Raw genomic sequence first — 15,712 nt, 5'->3', positions numbered from 1 at the left:
GGTGCGGGACCGGCCCGTCGGGTGGGGTGAAACGCAGGACCCCGGAACCGGCGCAGGGGTCCCGGGGCCCGGTCAGGGAGCGAGCCGGCCGGCCCGCCCGCCGCGGCTGTCACACGCGGCGCAGCACGGCGACGACCTTGCCGAGGATGGTCGCGTCGTCACCGGGGATCGGCTCGTAGGCCGAGTTGTGCGGGAGGAGCCAGACATGGCCGTCCTCGCGCTTGAAGCGCTTCACGGTGGCCTCGCCGTCGAGCATGGCGGCCACGATGTCGCCGTTCTCCGCGACCGGCTGACGGCGGACCGTGACCCAGTCGCCGTCGCAGATGGCGGCTTCGATCATGGAGTCGCCGACGACCTTGAGGACGAACAGTTCGCCGTCACCGACGAGCTGGCGGGGGAGAGGGAAGACGTCCTCGACGGACTCCTCCGCGAGGATCGGGCCACCGGCCGCGATACGGCCGACCAGCGGGACGTACGACGCGGCGGGCTTGCCGGCGGTGTCCGTGGGCTGCACGGTGACGGCCTGGTCCGAACCGCGCACCTCGTACGCGCGCGGGCGGTGCGGGTCGCGGCGCAGGAAGCCCTTTCGCTCGAGCGCCATCAGCTGGTGCGCGACCGAGGAGGTGCTGGAGAGCCCCACGGCCTGGCCGATCTCACGCATCGACGGCGGGTAGCCCCGACGCTGCACGGAGTCCCTGATGACCTCGATCACCCGGCGCTGCCGGTCGGTGAGCCCCGAGCTGTCCGCCCGGATCCCTGGAGGTCGGCCCGGCAGAGAGCGCTTGTGCACCTCGGGATTCATGGCTTCGTTCATCGCGTGTACCGGCTCGACTCGGCCCTGGGAGCGGTCCTGGGCGGTGATGGTGGCACTGTCTGCGGTCGTGGTCACGTCGGCCCCTCTCGATGGTCTCCCTGCTGCACAACGGTAGATGCTTTCGAAAGGTTGCGCCAAACACACGTTCGAGTGAAAAAGTGCGTTTCACCTGACGTGATCATGTGTCTGGGTGTAATGGCCAACGCGATGCCTGGCGGACAAAAGCGTGCATTGTTGTACTCTTCACCGCCGGGGTGGGTGGCCTCGTGGGCCGCTTGCCCAGTCTGCCATCCGGACTCCGGTCCGCCCGGATCCGGGCCCTCTTCTGTGCCGGAGTCCTACGGCTCCTCCGTGCGGCGCCCACGCTATCTCCGCAAGCGCCACAGCGGCACGGCTCTGCGACCGCGTGTCCGGCGCGCCGCCGCCGGCAGCCGCGACCGGCCGCCTCACCGCGACACGCGCGCCGGCCTCGCTGAATGAGTTGATCCCCACATCTAGTGGTTGGATGGCTACCGCGGCCCACAAATTGTGGTCCCCCCGGTCTGAGTCGGGCCCGCGATCGCCTATGCTTAGGGCTGCTTCGCGGGGCCTTTGGGTCCAGTGGGGCTCTTGAGTCTGCTGTGAGGAGGGTTGGAGAACATGCACTGCCCCTTCTGCAGGCACCCCGACAGCCGCGTGGTCGACAGCCGTACGACCGACGACGGCACGTCGATCCGCAGGCGCCGCCAGTGCCCCGACTGCTCCCGTCGTTTCACGACCGTGGAGACGTGCTCGCTCATGGTGGTCAAGCGGTCCGGAGTCACCGAGCCTTTCAGTCGCACCAAGATCATCAATGGTGTGCGCAAGGCATGCCAGGGACGGCCTGTCACCGAGGACGCGCTCGCCCAGCTCGGCCAGCGGGTCGAGGAGGCGGTGCGGGCCACCGGGAGCGCCGAGCTGACCACCCACGATGTGGGGCTGGCCATACTCGGCCCGTTGCAGGAGCTGGACCTCGTCGCCTATCTGCGGTTCGCCTCGGTCTACCGGGCGTTCGACTCGCTCGATGACTTCGAGGCCGCCATCGCGGAGCTGAGGGAGGCGACGCGAGGACCCGCCGCGGACGAGGAAGACGCGGACACGGGGAGCCAGGAAGACGATCGCGGGCCCGCGGGGACCACTTCGGTTCCCGTGCCCGCGCACGCCGCCGACTGACCGGCAGGCCGGAAGCCGGGGGAGACCCGGGTTCCGGCCGCGAGGCGGCGACCGAAGACCTGTTGCGGGTGGCAGCTGAGGGTGCCCGCAACACAGACAGAACACCGTGCCACGGGAACAAACGGGGCACTTCAGGGCGTTTTTGCCCGTACAGGGAGGCGGCATGACAGAGACGGCGAGCGGTCCGGCGCGAGGTTCCCGAGCCAAGGGCACCAAGGCGGGTAGCAAGGGACTGCACATCGAGCGCATCCACACCACCCCCGGCGTACACCCGTACGACGAGGTCTCGTGGGAGCGCCGTGACGTCGTCATGACCAACTGGCGCGACGGCTCGGTCAACTTCGAGCAGCGTGGCGTCGAGTTCCCCGACTTCTGGTCGGTGAACGCGGTCAACATCGTCACCAGCAAGTACTTCCGCGGTGCCGTCGGCACTCCGCAGCGCGAGGTCAGCCTCAAGCAGCTGATCGACCGCATCGTGAAGACGTACCGCAAGGCCGGTGAGGACTACAAGTACTTCGCCTCGCCCGCCGACGCCGAGATCTTCGAGCACGAGCTGGCGTACGCCCTCCTGCACCAGATCTTCAGCTTCAACAGCCCGGTCTGGTTCAACGTCGGCACCCCGCAGCCCCAGCAGGTCTCCGCCTGCTTCATCCTGTCCGTCGACGACTCCATGGAGTCGATCCTCGACTGGTACAAGGAAGAGGGCATGATCTTCAAGGGCGGCTCCGGCGCCGGCCTGAACCTCTCCCGCATCCGCTCCTCCAAGGAGCTGCTCTCCTCCGGCGGCAACGCCTCCGGTCCCGTCTCCTTCATGCGCGGCGCCGACGCCTCCGCCGGCACCATCAAGTCCGGTGGCGCCACCCGCCGTGCCGCCAAGATGGTCGTGCTCGACGTCGACCACCCCGACATCGAGGACTTCATCGAGACCAAGGTCAAGGAGGAGGAGAAGATCCGCGTCCTGCGCGACGCGGGCTTCGACATGGACCTGGGCGGCGACGACATCACGTCCGTCCAGTACCAGAACGCCAACAACTCGGTCCGTGTGAACGACGAGTTCATGAAGGCGGTCGAGAACGGCACCGGCTTCGGCCTGCGCGCCCGCATGACCGGCGAGGTCATCGAGGAGGTCGACGCCAAGGCGCTCTTCCGCAAGATCGCCGAGGCCGCCTGGGCCTGCGCCGACCCCGGCATCCAGTACGACGACACCATCAACAACTGGCACACCTGCCCCGAGTCCGGCCGGATCACCGCGTCGAACCCGTGCAGCGAGTACATGCACCTGGACAACACGTCCTGCAACCTGGCCTCGCTGAACCTGATGAAGTTCCTGAAGGACGACGGCAAGGGCCACCAGTCCTTCGAGACCGAGCGCTTCCAGAAGGTCGTCGAGCTGGTCATCACCGCGATGGACATCTCGATCTGCTTCGCGGACTTCCCGACCCAGAAGATCGGCGAGAACACGCGCGCGTTCCGTCAGCTCGGCATCGGCTACGCCAACCTCGGCGCCCTGCTGATGGCCACCGGCCACGCGTACGACTCCGACGGCGGCCGCGCCCTGGCCGGCGCCATCACCTCCCTGATGACGGGCACGGCCTACCGCCGTTCCGCGGAGCTGGCCGCGGTCGTCGGCCCGTACGACGGCTACGCCCGCAACGCCGACGCCCACAAGCGCGTCATGCAGCAGCACGCCGACGCCAACGGCACGGCCGTCCGCATGGACGACCTGGACACCCCGGTGTGGGCCGCCGCCACGGAGGCCTGGCAGGACGTCGTCCGTCTCGGTGAGAAGAACGGTTTCCGTAACTCCCAGGCGTCCGTCCTCGCCCCGACCGGCACCATCGGTCTCGCGATGTCCTGCGACACCACCGGTGTCGAGCCCGACCTGGCTCTGGTGAAGTTCAAGAAGCTGGTCGGCGGCGGCTCGATGCAGATCGTCAACGGCACCGTGCCGCAGGCCCTGCGCCGCCTGGGCTACCAGGAGGAGCAGATCGAGGCGATCGTCGCCCACATCGCCGAGAACGGCAATGTGATCGACGCCCCCGGCCTCAAGCACGAGCACTACGAGGTGTTCGACTGCGCCATGGGCGAGCGCGCCATCTCCCCGATGGGCCACGTCCGCATGATGGCCGCGATCCAGCCGTGGATCTCCGGCGCCATCTCCAAGACGGTCAACATGCCGGAGACGGCGACCGTCGAGGAGGTCGAGGAGATCTACTTCGAGGCCTGGAAGCTCGGCGTCAAGGCGCTCGCGATCTACCGCGACAACTGCAAGGTCGGCCAGCCGCTCTCGGCCAAGAAGAAGGAGACCGAGGAGAAGAAGGCCGAGCAGCCCGCGGCCGTCGAGCCCAAGGTCGAGAAGGTCGTCGAGTACCGCCCGGTGCGCAAGCGCCTCCCGAAGGGCCGCCCGGGGATCACCACGTCCTTCACGGTCGGCGGTGCCGAGGGCTACATGACCGCCAATTCGTACCCGGACGACGGTCTCGGCGAGGTCTTCCTGAAGATGTCCAAGCAGGGTTCCACCCTCGCGGGCATGATGGACGCCTTCTCCATCGCCGTCTCCGTCGGCCTCCAGTACGGCGTGCCGCTGGAGACGTACGTCTCGAAGTTCACCAACATGCGCTTCGAGCCGGCCGGCATGACGGACGACCCGGACGTGCGGATGGCGCAGTCGATCGTCGACTACATCTTCCGCCGCCTGGCGCTGGACTTCCTGCCCTTCGAGACCCGCTCCGCGCTCGGCATCCACTCCGCCGAGGAGCGTCAGCGTCACCTGGAGACCGGTTCCTACGAGCCGGCCGACGACGAGGTCGACGTCGAGGGCCTGGCCCAGTCGGCGCCGCGGACCCAGGAGCTGAAGGCGGTCGCCACGCCGAAGGCCGAGACCGAGGCGGCCCAGCCCGCCCCAAAGCAGGCGCACACCAGCGCCGAACTGGTGGAGATGCAGCTGGGCATCCAGGCCGACGCCCCGCTCTGCTTCTCCTGCGGTACGAAGATGCAGCGGGCCGGTTCCTGCTACATCTGCGAGGGCTGCGGCTCGACCAGCGGTTGCAGCTGATGACACGCCGTTCCTGAAGTAAGGGGCGCCGGCCATGGCCGGCGCCCCTTACCCGTGCGCGGCCTCGGCGTCAGGGCTGGTGCGCCCGGCCCATCACCCGGGTGAAGGCAGCCGGGTCCTCGTAGAAGCCGTGCACCCCGGGACGGAAGGCCCAGTCACCGGACTCGTCCCGTACGAACTCGGCGATCGTGGCCGCCGTCGCGTCGGCAACCGACCCGAAGTCGTCCGCCGCCAGTACCGTGTAGCCCTCCCGGACACGCAAAGCGGGGTTAAGGACCTCGGCGAACGTCCGGCGTCCGTAGCGCTGCTGGATGACGACACCGACCACCGCGCGCGCGTACCGGCCGTCCAGGCGGTCGAGTTCGAGGGTCATGACCTCGTCCCAGCCGAAGCCCCTGCCGTCCGTGCTGTCCCGGTCCAGGAATATGGTGCCGTCCGGTGAGCGGCTGTCGAAGTGCACCAGATAGGCCGGTGGCCCGTAGGCGTCGCCCGAGACGAACGTCGCGGCGATGATGTCCAGATCGGTGGGCGGCTGACCCGCGGGACTGGGATCCCACTTCACCCCGACCTCGACCTTGCGGATTCCCTTGCTGAAGCCGGTCACCAGGCCTCCCCTTCCCCCTGCGGGCTCCCTCGTCCCCCAACTCCCGTGAAGCCAGGGCTGCTTGTCCATCGTGCCACGCGCGCGGGGGCGCACGCGCGGGCGATCTCCGCCGGAGCGTGACCGACGCCACGCCCGGTGGCCTTACGATGGCGCGGTGCTGGTCAAGTGGATTCGCTGCACCGTGGTGGACCGCCGCGGCTTCGAGCGGGGGCAGCGGAAATGGGCGGGGCTTCCGGGGGAGCCGGGTTTCAGGGGACAGGGCGGAGGGTGGAGCCGGCAGCGGCCGGGGGTCGCGCACATCTTCGCCTTCTGGGAGAGCCGTGCCTTCTACGACTCCTTCATGGCCCGCTCGCACGACCGGCTCGCGGCCGCCCAGTCCGGCACGTTCAAGGACGCCCAGACCAAACTCTTCGAGTACCGCTTCGACGTGAAGACGGGCTTCGAGCCGCGCTTCACCGACACCGACCTGATCCGGGTGGCCCTGTGCCGGGTGCACGAGGAGCGCGTCGAGCACTTCACCCTCATGCAGGAGAAGGTCTGGAACCCGGCGATGGCCGGTTCCCCCGGCATGATCCGCGGCATGTTCGCCGAGGCGCCCGAGCATGAGTTCCTGATCCTGTCGATGTGGCGGTCGGCCGCCGAGCACGGCAAGTACCGCACCGAACGCGTGGAGCGCCTCGCCCTGCGGGCCCAGACCGAGGCGGACATCGCCGCCCTCTCGGGTGACATCGTGGACCTGGAGCCGACCTGGACGGTCTGAGCAGCCACCCCGGAGGTTGGAAAATCCAACGCTGCGTCGGTGTGACCTACGCCGTATGGACCCCGTACGAGTGCTCGACCATGCGCCGTTCGATCTAGGGTTTTGGCATGGCACGACCACGGCGCATCGTCCTTGTCCGGCACGGCGAGTCAACGGGCAACATCGACGACTCCGTGTACGAGCGGGAGCCCGACCACGCGCTCGCCCTGACCGAGCGCGGCTGGAGGCAGGCCGAGGAGACCGGCAAGACGCTCCGCGAACTCTTCGGCCGGGAACGCGTCAGCGTGTACGTCTCCCCGTACCGCCGTACCCACGAGACGCTCCGCGCCTTCCACCTCGACCCGCAGCTGATACGCGTCCGCGAGGAGCCCAGACTGCGCGAGCAGGACTGGGGCAACTGGCAGGACCGCGACGACGTGCGCTTGCAGAAGGCCTACCGCGACGCGTACGGCCACTTCTTCTTCCGCTTCCCGCAGGGAGAGTCCGGTGCCGACGTGTACGACCGGGTCGGCGGCTTCCTGGAGAGCCTGTTCCGCAGCTTCGAGGCCCCCGACCATCCGCCGAACGTGCTCCTGGTGACGCACGGGCTCGCGATGCGGCTGTTCTGCATGCGCTGGTTCCACTGGACCGTCTCCGAATTCGAGTCGCTGTCGAACCCCGGGAACGCCGAGATGCGCATGCTCGTTCTGGGAGACGACGGCAGGTACACCCTTGATCGGCCGTTTCAACGCTGGCGCGAGCCGGTGCCCTACTGGATTGGCGGATAAAGTGGCAGAGCGATGACCGCTGACCTCTCTACCCTCGGGCGCCTGGAGCGCGCCCTGGCGAGCCTGCGCGGCCTGGCCGTGGGGGACGCCCTGGGCTCCCAGTTCTTCGTTCCGGCGAACCACTCCCTGCTGAAGCGGCACGAGCTGCCCGCGGGTCCCTGGCAGTGGACGGACGACACCGAGATGGCCTGCTCGGTGGTGGCCGTCCTCGCCGCTCACCACCGCATCGACCAGGACGCGCTGGCCCGCTCGTTCGCCGAGCACCATGACTTCGACCGGGGCTACGGCCCTGCGGTCAACCGGCTGCTCCGGCTGGTCCGCGAGGGCGAGGACTGGCGGGAGCTGGCCGCCGGGCTCTTCCACGGCCACGGCTCCTGGGGCAACGGGGCGGCCATGCGGATCGCCCCCCTGGGCGCCTGGTACGCGGACGACCCCGAGCAGGCCGTCCACCAGGCGGAGATCTCCGCGTATCCCACGCACCAGCACCGTGAGGCCGTGGTCGGGGCCATGGCGGTGGCCGCGGCCGCCGCGCTGGCCGGTTCGCCGGACGGCCCGCCCACCCCGGAGGTGCTCCTCGACGGAGTCGTCGCCCTGGTGCCCAAGAGCGCGGTCGGCCAGGGGCTGCGCCGCGCCCGGGACATGCTGGACTACGGCGACGCGGCCACCGTCGCGGCCGTGCTCGGCTGTGGACGGCGTACCAGCGCGCACGACACCGTTCCCTTCGCCCTCTGGGCCGCGGCGCGGCACCTCGGCGACTTCGAGACGGCGTTCTGGACGACCGCTCAGGTGGGCGGGGACGTGGACACCACCTGCGCGATCATGGGCGGCATCCTCGGTGCGACCAAGGCCGGAGCGCCGCCGGCCGAATGGACGGAGCGGACCGAGGCACTTCCGGACTGGGTACCGACGGGCTCCGACGGGTGAACTCCGGACATGCGGGTTCACGAATGCGATGAATGGGAGTGGACTGCGCTAGGGGCGGTGGGGGGGCGCGTCCAGGGTGCCCTGACTAAATCCCTGTGCGGTAAGCGTATTTGGCCCCTCCGAGGCGCGCGGCAGACGGTTTCCTGTCGCCGCTACGGCCGTGACGGCACGCCGTCTAAATGTGTGCACCAGCGAATGCGCTGACGCGCGACCGCAGGGGTGTGACCGGTGGGCCGACGCCCCTTCCGCTGCCGTTCCGAGCGTTCCCGGAGTCCGCTCCGGCCCTCTCGGAACCGGTGGGGAGACCGGGGTGTCGCGGGCCGATCCCGGCGGCGTACGCTAAGGGCGCCATGCCGTACGAACCTCCTACTCACACCGTCGAGCGCTCTCTTCGCGCCACGACCGGAGCCAAGGTCATTGCCGGTGTCGACGAGGTGGGGCGCGGCGCCTGGGCCGGGCCTGTCACCGTCTGCGCGGCGATCACCGGACTTCGCCGGCCGCCCGAGGGCCTGACCGACTCCAAGCTGCTGACGCTCAAGCGGCGCACGGAGCTCGCCGAGATCCTCCGGACCTGGGTGACGGCCTATGCGCTGGGGCATGCTTCCCCGGAGGAGATCGACGACCTGGGGATGACAGCTGCCCTGCGGCTCGCGGCGGTCCGTGCCCTGGACGCCCTGCCGGTCCGCCCCGAGGCCGTCATCCTCGACGGGAAGCACGACTATCTCGGTGCCCCCTGGCGGGTGCGTACGGTGATCAAGGGCGATCGGTCCTGCGTGGCCGTCGCGGCGGCGTCGGTGATCGCCAAGGTTCAGCGCGACAAAATGATGGCCGAACTGGGTATCGACCATGCAGACTTCGGATTTGCGGACAACGCCGGGTATCCGTCGCCCGTGCACAAGGCCGCACTGGAGGAGCGGGGGCCCACCCCGCACCACCGCTTGTCGTGGGCGTATCTTGATGCGTTGCCTCAGTGGCGGCACCTCAAGAAGGCCCGCAACTGGGCGGACGGAAGCGTTCCGGAAATCGCAGGTCAGCTCGGCTTCGATTTCTGACCGGTTCCGCTCGCACTGATGTGCCACCCGGCCATCCGCGCCGCACCAACGTTTGATAAATATCAGCTCATGCCTCTCATTCCCGAGGAGCCTCAGATTCACGAGAGTGCCCAGGGTCCCCGCGCCACGCCGGCCAGTGGCCGCACCGCGCCGACCCCCCGCCCCGTACCCGGCCCCCGCCCCGCGGCTCCGGCCCGCCCCGGTCGTCCCGGCCCCCTGCGGCCGACGCCGCCGGTGCAGCGCACTCCGCGTGACGTGGCTCCGGCCAATCCGGGCCCGTCCGGTCCGGCCGCTCCCGCCGCCGCTGCGGCCCCGCAGATCCAGCTGATCCCGGCCTCGGCCGAGGGTGCGCTCGACGCCGCCGACGAGGCGGTGGACCTGCTGCTGGACTCGGGTCGCGCGCCTGGCGACGTCCTCGTGCTCACCACCGGTGCCCAGCACCCGTGGGCCGAGCACGAGCTGTCCTTCGGCGAGGCGTCCTACTGGGCGCAGCACGACGCCGGTGACGACGTCTTCTACGCGGACGGCGCCCACGCCGCCCGTGCCGCCTCCCGCCCCGTGGTCGTCGTGGCGGTCAACGGAGGCCCCGCCTCCGCAGCTGCCACCGCGCTTCCGCTGGCCCACGCCCGGGCCGGTGCGCTGCTGATCGTCTGCGGTGACCCGCAGCAGATCAACTCGGTGCTGGGCGCCGGCGTCTGAGCCGCTCCCGGCACCCCGGGGTGCCGGGGTGCCGCAGGGGCCGCCCCGGCGGTATACGCACGGTGCGGCTTGCCGCGTGCCCGGACGCCGGGCGGCTGCTCCGCTCCGGCGGGTCCGCCCGCGGATCCCGGCGATACGCCCGGGTGGTCGTGCGGAGCCCGGGTACGGCACTGACACGTGCTGTGCCGGTCCGCGCGGCCCGGGGCGGCACGTCCGGCCCCTGTGTGTCGGTCGGTTCACCCCGCCCGGCTGCGAGCGGCGAAGCCGCGGGGCACGGTGTGCCGATGCCGGCCGGGCCGGACGCCCGTACCGGGTGGCTGTGCACGGCGGCGGGCTCACGACCCGGCCACCCCGCCCTTCCGCAGGACCTCCTGGTCCCGTACGGCCGCCCGGAGCCCGGTGCGGTGTCCCTCAGCGGGCCGCCGCGCGGCGCAGCACCTCGGACATCGGGCCGCCGGTGCGCGGTGCGGACGGCGGAGCCTCCGACGTGGCGAAGGGCTCCGGCGCGGAGTGGGCGTGGGGACGGCGGCCACCGCGCCCCTCACCGAGCACCTGCCATCCGTCCTGGGTCAGCGTGATGTAGGCACCGCAGCGCAGCCCGTGCAGCGTGCAGGCGTCGCGCAGCCCCCACATCCAGGCCCCGTCCTCCTCCGTCCAATGTCCTTCGCCCTCACGGCAGTAGAGCAGGACGGCGGTGCGCACCGGCGCCCGGCGGCGCAGGTCGTGCGGGATGATCCGGCGCAGCTGGGCGAGCAGCGCGTTGCGGAACATCCACCCGTCGGCCGGCGCGGTACGGCGCGTGAACGAAGCGCTGGCACACAGCCGTTCATCCGGATCCAGCACGGCCACGATCGCCGTGGACGGCTGCGGGTGATGGCGGGCGTGCAACCCGCTGACGACCTCACGGGGGTTGCGCAGCAGGGGGATTCCGGCGGCGGCCCACTCGGCCGGCTCGAGCAGGCGACTGGCGGAGGCGGCGGACGCTGACGTCGTCAACGAGGCCGCCGAGGACGAGGCGAATCCGAAGGTCACGTTCCTCCCTTCGGCTACGCGCCCACACTGGGGGCGAGGTCGGATTCGGGGGAGCCCGCGCCGCAGCGAAGCCCAACCGGACCACGGACGAACCGTGCAGGGAGCGGATCTCAATTCTTCCTGTCGAACGTGGATGCGGCAACGAGCAATTGGGGCCACCGTCTGTTATCTGATGGTGCGGGGCTTATATCCCTACCCACAGAGCCGGCTGACGACGCCTGAGGCGCCTCGGCACAGCACCTCAGGCCGCCGCCGACTGTCGCGGGGTCAGCCCTGGACCGCGAGGACCAGCGGCAACACCGCGCGCGCACCGGATCTGCGCAGCTGGCGCGCCGCGACCGTGAGGGTCCAGCCCGTCTCTGTGAAGTCGTCGACCAGCAGCACCGGACCCTGCGCCGAGGCCAGGGCCGACGCCAGGCCGGGCGGCACCGTAAGCGCCCCGTCGAGGGCCTTCAACCGCTGTGCGCTGTTGCTGCGTGGCACCCGCGGCGCGTCCTCGGCGTACTCCACGGAGCCGAGCAGCGGCAGCCGCCCGATCTCGGCGATCCGGGCCCCGAGGGAACGGATCAGCAGAGGACGGCTGCGCGAGTCGACGGTGACCACACCCACCGGCCGTTCCTGGGCGTCCGGGGCCCCGGACGCCCAGCCGCCGGGGCCCTTGGCCCAGTCCGCGAGGACGCCGACCACGGCTCGTGCCACGTCGTCCGGTACGGGAGTGTCCGCCGCCTGAGGCGCGAACAGAGGACGCAGCCGATTGCCCCAGCCGATGTCCGAGAGGCGGCCGAGAGCCCGGCCCGGCGCGGCCTGTTCGCCGGCCGGGATACGGCCCTTGAGGTCGATGCCGATGGCCGGCAGCCCGGTCGGCCACATCCGGCGGGGCTCCACCTCCACCCCGGCGCGGCCCAGGTCGCTGCGCGCGGCGTCCAGGGCCACGGCGGACGTGTCGACGGTGAAGCGCGGCCCGGCGCAGTTGTCGCAGCGACCGCAGGGCTTGGCGCCCTCGTCGTCCAGCTGACGCTGAAGGAACTCCATCCGGCACCCGGTCGTGGTGGCGTACTCGCGCATCGCCTGCTGCTCGGCCGCGCGCTGCCGGGCCACCCAGGCGTAACGCTCCGCGTCGTACGACCAGGGCTGTCCGGTCGCGGTCCAGCCGCCCTTGACGCGGCGCACCGCTCCGTCCACGTCGAGCACCTTCAGCATCGTCTCCAGACGGGAACGACGCAGCTCGACCAGGGGTTCCAGAGCAGGCAGCGACATGGTTCCGTCCGCCCGGGCGAGGACGTCCAGGGTGCGCCGGACCAGGTCCTCGGGGGGAAAGGCGAGCGACGCGAAGTACTCCCAGATCGCCTCGTCCTCCTTGCCCGGCAGCAACAGCACCTCGGCGTGCTCGACACCGCGGCCGGCCCGGCCGATCTGCTGGTAGTAGGCGATGGGGGAGGCGGGCGAGCCCAGGTGCACCACGAAACCGAGGTCGGGCTTGTCGAAGCCCATGCCGAGTGCGGAGGTGGCGACGAGCGCCTTGACCCGGTTGGCGAGCAGGTCCTCCTCGGCCTGCTGCCGTTCGGCGTTCTCCGTCCTGCCGGTGTACGAGGCGACCGTGTGCCCGCGCTGCCGCAGGAAGGCCGTGACCTCCTCGGCGGCCGCGACGGTCAGGGTGTAGATGATGCCGGAGCCCGGCAGCTCGTCCAGGTGGTCGGCCAGCCACGCCATCCGGTGTGCCGCGTCCGGCAGCCGCAGCACACCGAGACTCAGACTCTCCCGGTCCAGCGGTCCGCGCAGCACCAGGGCGCCCGACGTACCGCCCGTGCCGAGCTGGTCGGCGACGTCCGCGGTGACGCGTGCGTTGGCCGTGGCGGTCGTGGCCAGCACGGGGACGCCCGGCGGGAGTTCATTCAGCATCGTCCGCAGCCGCCGGTAGTCGGGCCGGAAGTCGTGGCCCCAGTCGGAGATGCAGTGGGCCTCGTCCACCACCAGCAGCCCGGTCGCCGCGGACAGCTTGGGCAGGACCTGGTCGCGGAACTCGGGGTTGTTCAGGCGCTCCGGGCTCACCAGCAGAACGTCCACGTCACCGCGCTCGACCTCCGCGTGGATGGAGTCCCACTCCTCCGGGTTGGCCGAGTTGATGGTGCGTGCCCGGATCCCGGCGCGGGCGGCCGAGTCGACCTGGTTGCGCATCAGGGCCAGCAGGGGCGAGACGATCACGGTCGGGCCGCTGCCGCGCCGGCGCAGCAGGGCGGTGGCGACGAAGTACACCGCGGACTTGCCCCAGCCGGTGCGCTGCACCACCAGGGCCCGCCGGTGCTCCTTCACCAGGGCCGCCACCGCCTGCCACTGATCTTCCCGCAGCCGCGCCGAGCCTCCCGGGTCCCCGACGAGTTCGGCGAGGATGGCATCGGCTTCGGCGCGCAGTTCCAGGTCGTCCATGGCTCCATGCAACCCGATGCCACCGACAATCAGCCACCAGGCCCGGTCACGGCTGTGGACAACCGCCCGGCGCTTGTCGTGTCCCTGATTCGACTTATCCACAGGCCCAAGCGGAATCTCAAGATCCGCGAGATTGTCGGCGCATGACGAATCACGGCGAAACCACCGGACCCCTCGGAAACAGCGACATCCCGGGCTCCGAGCCGCTGGCCGGACCCTCCACGCACGAGACACAGGTCACCCTGCGCACCCCGGCCGAACTGGCCGACGCCCTCCCCTATCTCCTCGGCTACCGCCCGGAGGACAGCATGGTGCTGGTCGCCCTGCACGACCGCGGCGGCCGCGGCACGCTCGGCGGCCGGGCCAGGCTCGGCATCCCCGCCGACGAGGCCGACTGGCCGGCGGCGGCCCGGCAGCTCGCCCACGGCCTGGTCACCGGCAGCGAGCGGCGAGGCGCCAGGCCCGAGCAGATGGTGGCCTACGTCTGCCAGGAACCGGGCCCCGGCGAGTCGGGCCGGGACGTCAAGCGACGACTCGGGAAGCTGGCCGACCTCATGCGCACCGCGTGCGGAGACCTCGACGTGCCCGTCGCCGAGGCGCTCTGCATCTCCGACGGCCGCTTCTGGTCGTACTGCTGCCCGATCCCGGGCTGCTGCCCCGAGGACGGCTCGCCGATGGGCCTCCCCGGCACCTCCGTCCTCGCGGCGGCCGCCACCTACGCCGGCATCCAAGTGCGCGGCACCCTCAAGGAGTTGCATGCCCGGCTGCAACCCTGGCAGAGCAGCGCCGCCCTGGAGCAGGAGATCGCCCTGGACGCGGCCGGCCTGACCCTCGTCCCCCGCATCCTCGACGAAGCGACCCGCCCGGCCGTCGCCGCGCAGACCCTCGCCCTGGCCGAACGGATCATCCACCGCTACGCCTCGGCCACACCCGTGTCCGGTATCCACCCGGCGGACCTGCGCGACGACGACCTGCTCTCGGACGACGAGGCGGCGACGCTGATCCTCGGCCTCCAGGACCGCACCACCCGCGACAAGGCGGCCGCGTGGATGGAGGGCGAGGAGGCGGCCCCGGCCCTGCGGCTCTGGCGCGCCCTCGCCCGCCGCTGTGTCGGCCCGTACGGCGAGCACGCCGCCGCGCCGCTGACCCTCGCCGGCTGGGTCGCCTGGTCGACGGGCGACGAACTGGAGGCACGCGAAGCCCTGGCCATGGCACTGGGCGCGGACCCCGACTATCTCTTCGCCCGCCTGCTGCACCAGGCCTGCAACGAAGGCCTCGACCCCGAGTCCGTCCGCCGCTGCCTGCGCGCCGAACGCCAGGAGCGCACACCGGCCGACGGCGCGGAGCCCGAGCCGTCCATGGACCGGGCCCGCCTGGAGCCGCCGGCGCCCGAGGACACCGCGTCCGGGGCGGCCATCCGGGCGGCCGGCACGGGTGCCGAGCCGGACCTGGCCAAGGGCCCGGCAGATCTGACGGGACCGATCGCTCCGGCCGCCGCCCAGGGCGGACGAGGCGGGGCCGACCGGAAGGGGCAGGCCGGCGCACCGGGCACCGTCCGACGGCGCCGCGCTCGAGCCACCGGCAGCGGTGACGGCCTCCACCGGTCCCGGGAGGCGGACGGCCGCCGCCCGGCCGGCACCCACCCCCGGCCGTCTCCGACCGCACCCTCGCGCCCCGGCACCCGGCGTCTCGGCGGTACACACACGCGTGCGGTGGGCAGGAGCGAGGGCACGACCGACATCGCCCCCTCGGCGGACGGCGACGGCCGCCGCACGCCGGAGGGAGACGGATGAGGGTCCGGTGGGGCAAGGACGGAATCCGGAGCACGCAGAGGAAGGCCGGCCCGCACGGGCAGGCCGTCGGCGCAGCCCCAGCCTCTGGGCTCCTGTCGGCCGCCGGCGGAGCCCGCGCCTCTGGGCTCCTGTCGGCCGTCCGAAGCCTGCGCGTCCCGAGGATCCTGTCGGCCGGGCACAACCCCCATATGCCGGAGACCCTGCCGACGGTGCTGCCGTGCCGTCGGGGCGTCACCTCGCCACAGACCTCCCGCAGCCGCCGCTTCTTGGGTGCTCTGCTGGTCGCCCCCCGCGGCCTCTTGGACGTGCTGCTGGTCGCGTGCAACCCCCGGCTCCCGGGCGCCCCATCGGTCGCCCGCGCGCACCGGCTCAGCGCCTCCGTGCTCCCCTCGTGCCGCGCTGCCTGTGTGCTCCCCGCACCCCGCCATTCGTCCGGCTTCCTTCGCCCGAGCCGTGACCCGGACGAGTCCGCTGCCGTTCACCTGAGTGGCGGAACGCCTGGACGGCCTCTGCCGCCGTACGACCCTTGTCCCCCGGGGCGTCCCACCGGCCGCCCGGCACGTCCGCAGCGGACCGAGCGCAGAAGAAGCCAACTCA

Annotated in this window: 12 protein-coding genes; 8 read left to right on the top strand and 4 right to left on the bottom strand. The window is 71.3% G+C overall.

Annotated elements, in window-relative coordinates; genetic code table 11:
- Positions 1–109: 109 nt before the first annotated feature.
- A complete protein-coding gene (gene lexA, locus ACZ5CZ_RS30665; protein ID WP_385840406.1) occupies positions 110–889 on the bottom strand; it encodes a transcriptional repressor LexA in 780 nt (259 codons plus the stop codon).
- A 564-nt stretch (positions 890–1,453) separates the two neighbouring features.
- On the opposite strand from lexA, the gene nrdR reads away from it, so the two are divergent.
- Positions 1,454–2,005, top strand: a complete 552-nt coding sequence (gene nrdR, locus ACZ5CZ_RS30660) for a transcriptional regulator NrdR (protein ID WP_385840407.1) — start codon at positions 1,454–1,456, stop codon at positions 2,003–2,005.
- 163 nt (positions 2,006–2,168) lie between these two features.
- Complete coding sequence (locus tag ACZ5CZ_RS30655; protein WP_468947544.1) at positions 2,169–5,060, top strand: vitamin B12-dependent ribonucleotide reductase; 2,892 nt, start codon at positions 2,169–2,171, stop codon at positions 5,058–5,060.
- Between the two features lie 70 nt (positions 5,061–5,130).
- Here ACZ5CZ_RS30655 and ACZ5CZ_RS30650 read toward each other — a convergent pair whose 3' ends face one another.
- On the bottom strand, positions 5,131–5,664 hold the full coding sequence (locus ACZ5CZ_RS30650; RefSeq protein WP_468947542.1) for a TerD family protein: 534 nt from the start codon (positions 5,662–5,664) through the stop codon (positions 5,131–5,133).
- A 154-nt stretch (positions 5,665–5,818) separates the two neighbouring features.
- Here ACZ5CZ_RS30650 and ACZ5CZ_RS30645 point away from each other — a divergent pair, with 154 nt between their 5' ends.
- The 5 genes from ACZ5CZ_RS30645 to ACZ5CZ_RS30625 all read left to right on the top strand — a co-directional run bounded on the left by ACZ5CZ_RS30645 (position 5,819) and on the right by ACZ5CZ_RS30625 (position 9,866).
- Entirely contained in the window at positions 5,819–6,424 is a 606-nt protein-coding gene (locus ACZ5CZ_RS30645; RefSeq protein ID WP_385840411.1) for a YdbC family protein, read from the top strand.
- 107 nt (positions 6,425–6,531) lie between these two features.
- Positions 6,532–7,191 carry a histidine phosphatase family protein gene (locus ACZ5CZ_RS30640; RefSeq protein ID WP_385840412.1) on the top strand — a complete coding sequence of 220 codons (660 nt, stop codon included), beginning with the start codon at positions 6,532–6,534 and terminating at the stop codon, positions 7,189–7,191.
- Between the two features lie 12 nt (positions 7,192–7,203).
- Positions 7,204–8,115 (top strand): ADP-ribosylglycohydrolase family protein, encoded by a 912-nt coding sequence (locus ACZ5CZ_RS30635; RefSeq protein ID WP_468947539.1) that lies wholly within the window; start codon positions 7,204–7,206, stop codon positions 8,113–8,115.
- Positions 8,116–8,465: 350 nt separating this feature from the next.
- Positions 8,466–9,167: a ribonuclease HII gene (locus tag ACZ5CZ_RS30630; protein ID WP_385840415.1), complete on the top strand. Its 702-nt coding sequence runs from the start codon at positions 8,466–8,468 to the stop codon at positions 9,165–9,167.
- A 69-nt stretch (positions 9,168–9,236) separates the two neighbouring features.
- The gene (locus ACZ5CZ_RS30625; RefSeq protein WP_385840416.1) at positions 9,237–9,866 is read left to right on the top strand and encodes a hypothetical protein; all 630 of its coding nucleotides are present in this window, start codon (positions 9,237–9,239) and stop codon (positions 9,864–9,866) included.
- A gap of 411 nt (positions 9,867–10,277) precedes the next feature.
- Here ACZ5CZ_RS30625 and ACZ5CZ_RS30620 read toward each other — a convergent pair whose 3' ends face one another.
- Both ACZ5CZ_RS30620 and ACZ5CZ_RS30615 read right to left on the bottom strand, forming a co-directional pair.
- Positions 10,278–10,898 (bottom strand): hypothetical protein, encoded by a 621-nt coding sequence (locus ACZ5CZ_RS30620; RefSeq protein WP_385840417.1) that lies wholly within the window; start codon positions 10,896–10,898, stop codon positions 10,278–10,280.
- A gap of 267 nt (positions 10,899–11,165) precedes the next feature.
- On the bottom strand, positions 11,166–13,322 hold the full coding sequence (locus tag ACZ5CZ_RS30615) for a RecQ family ATP-dependent DNA helicase (RefSeq protein WP_468947537.1): 2,157 nt from the start codon (positions 13,320–13,322) through the stop codon (positions 11,166–11,168).
- A 143-nt stretch (positions 13,323–13,465) separates the two neighbouring features.
- Here ACZ5CZ_RS30615 and ACZ5CZ_RS30610 point away from each other — a divergent pair, with 143 nt between their 5' ends.
- Positions 13,466–15,115, top strand: a complete 1,650-nt coding sequence (locus tag ACZ5CZ_RS30610; RefSeq protein WP_468947535.1) for a DUF4192 domain-containing protein — start codon at positions 13,466–13,468, stop codon at positions 15,113–15,115.
- Positions 15,116–15,712 lie beyond the last annotated feature (597 nt).

Source organism: Streptomyces sp. NPDC031418, from assembly GCF_055581605.1.
The sequence above is the reverse complement of the archived record's forward strand: the minus strand, read 5'-3'. Positions and strand labels throughout refer to the sequence as shown.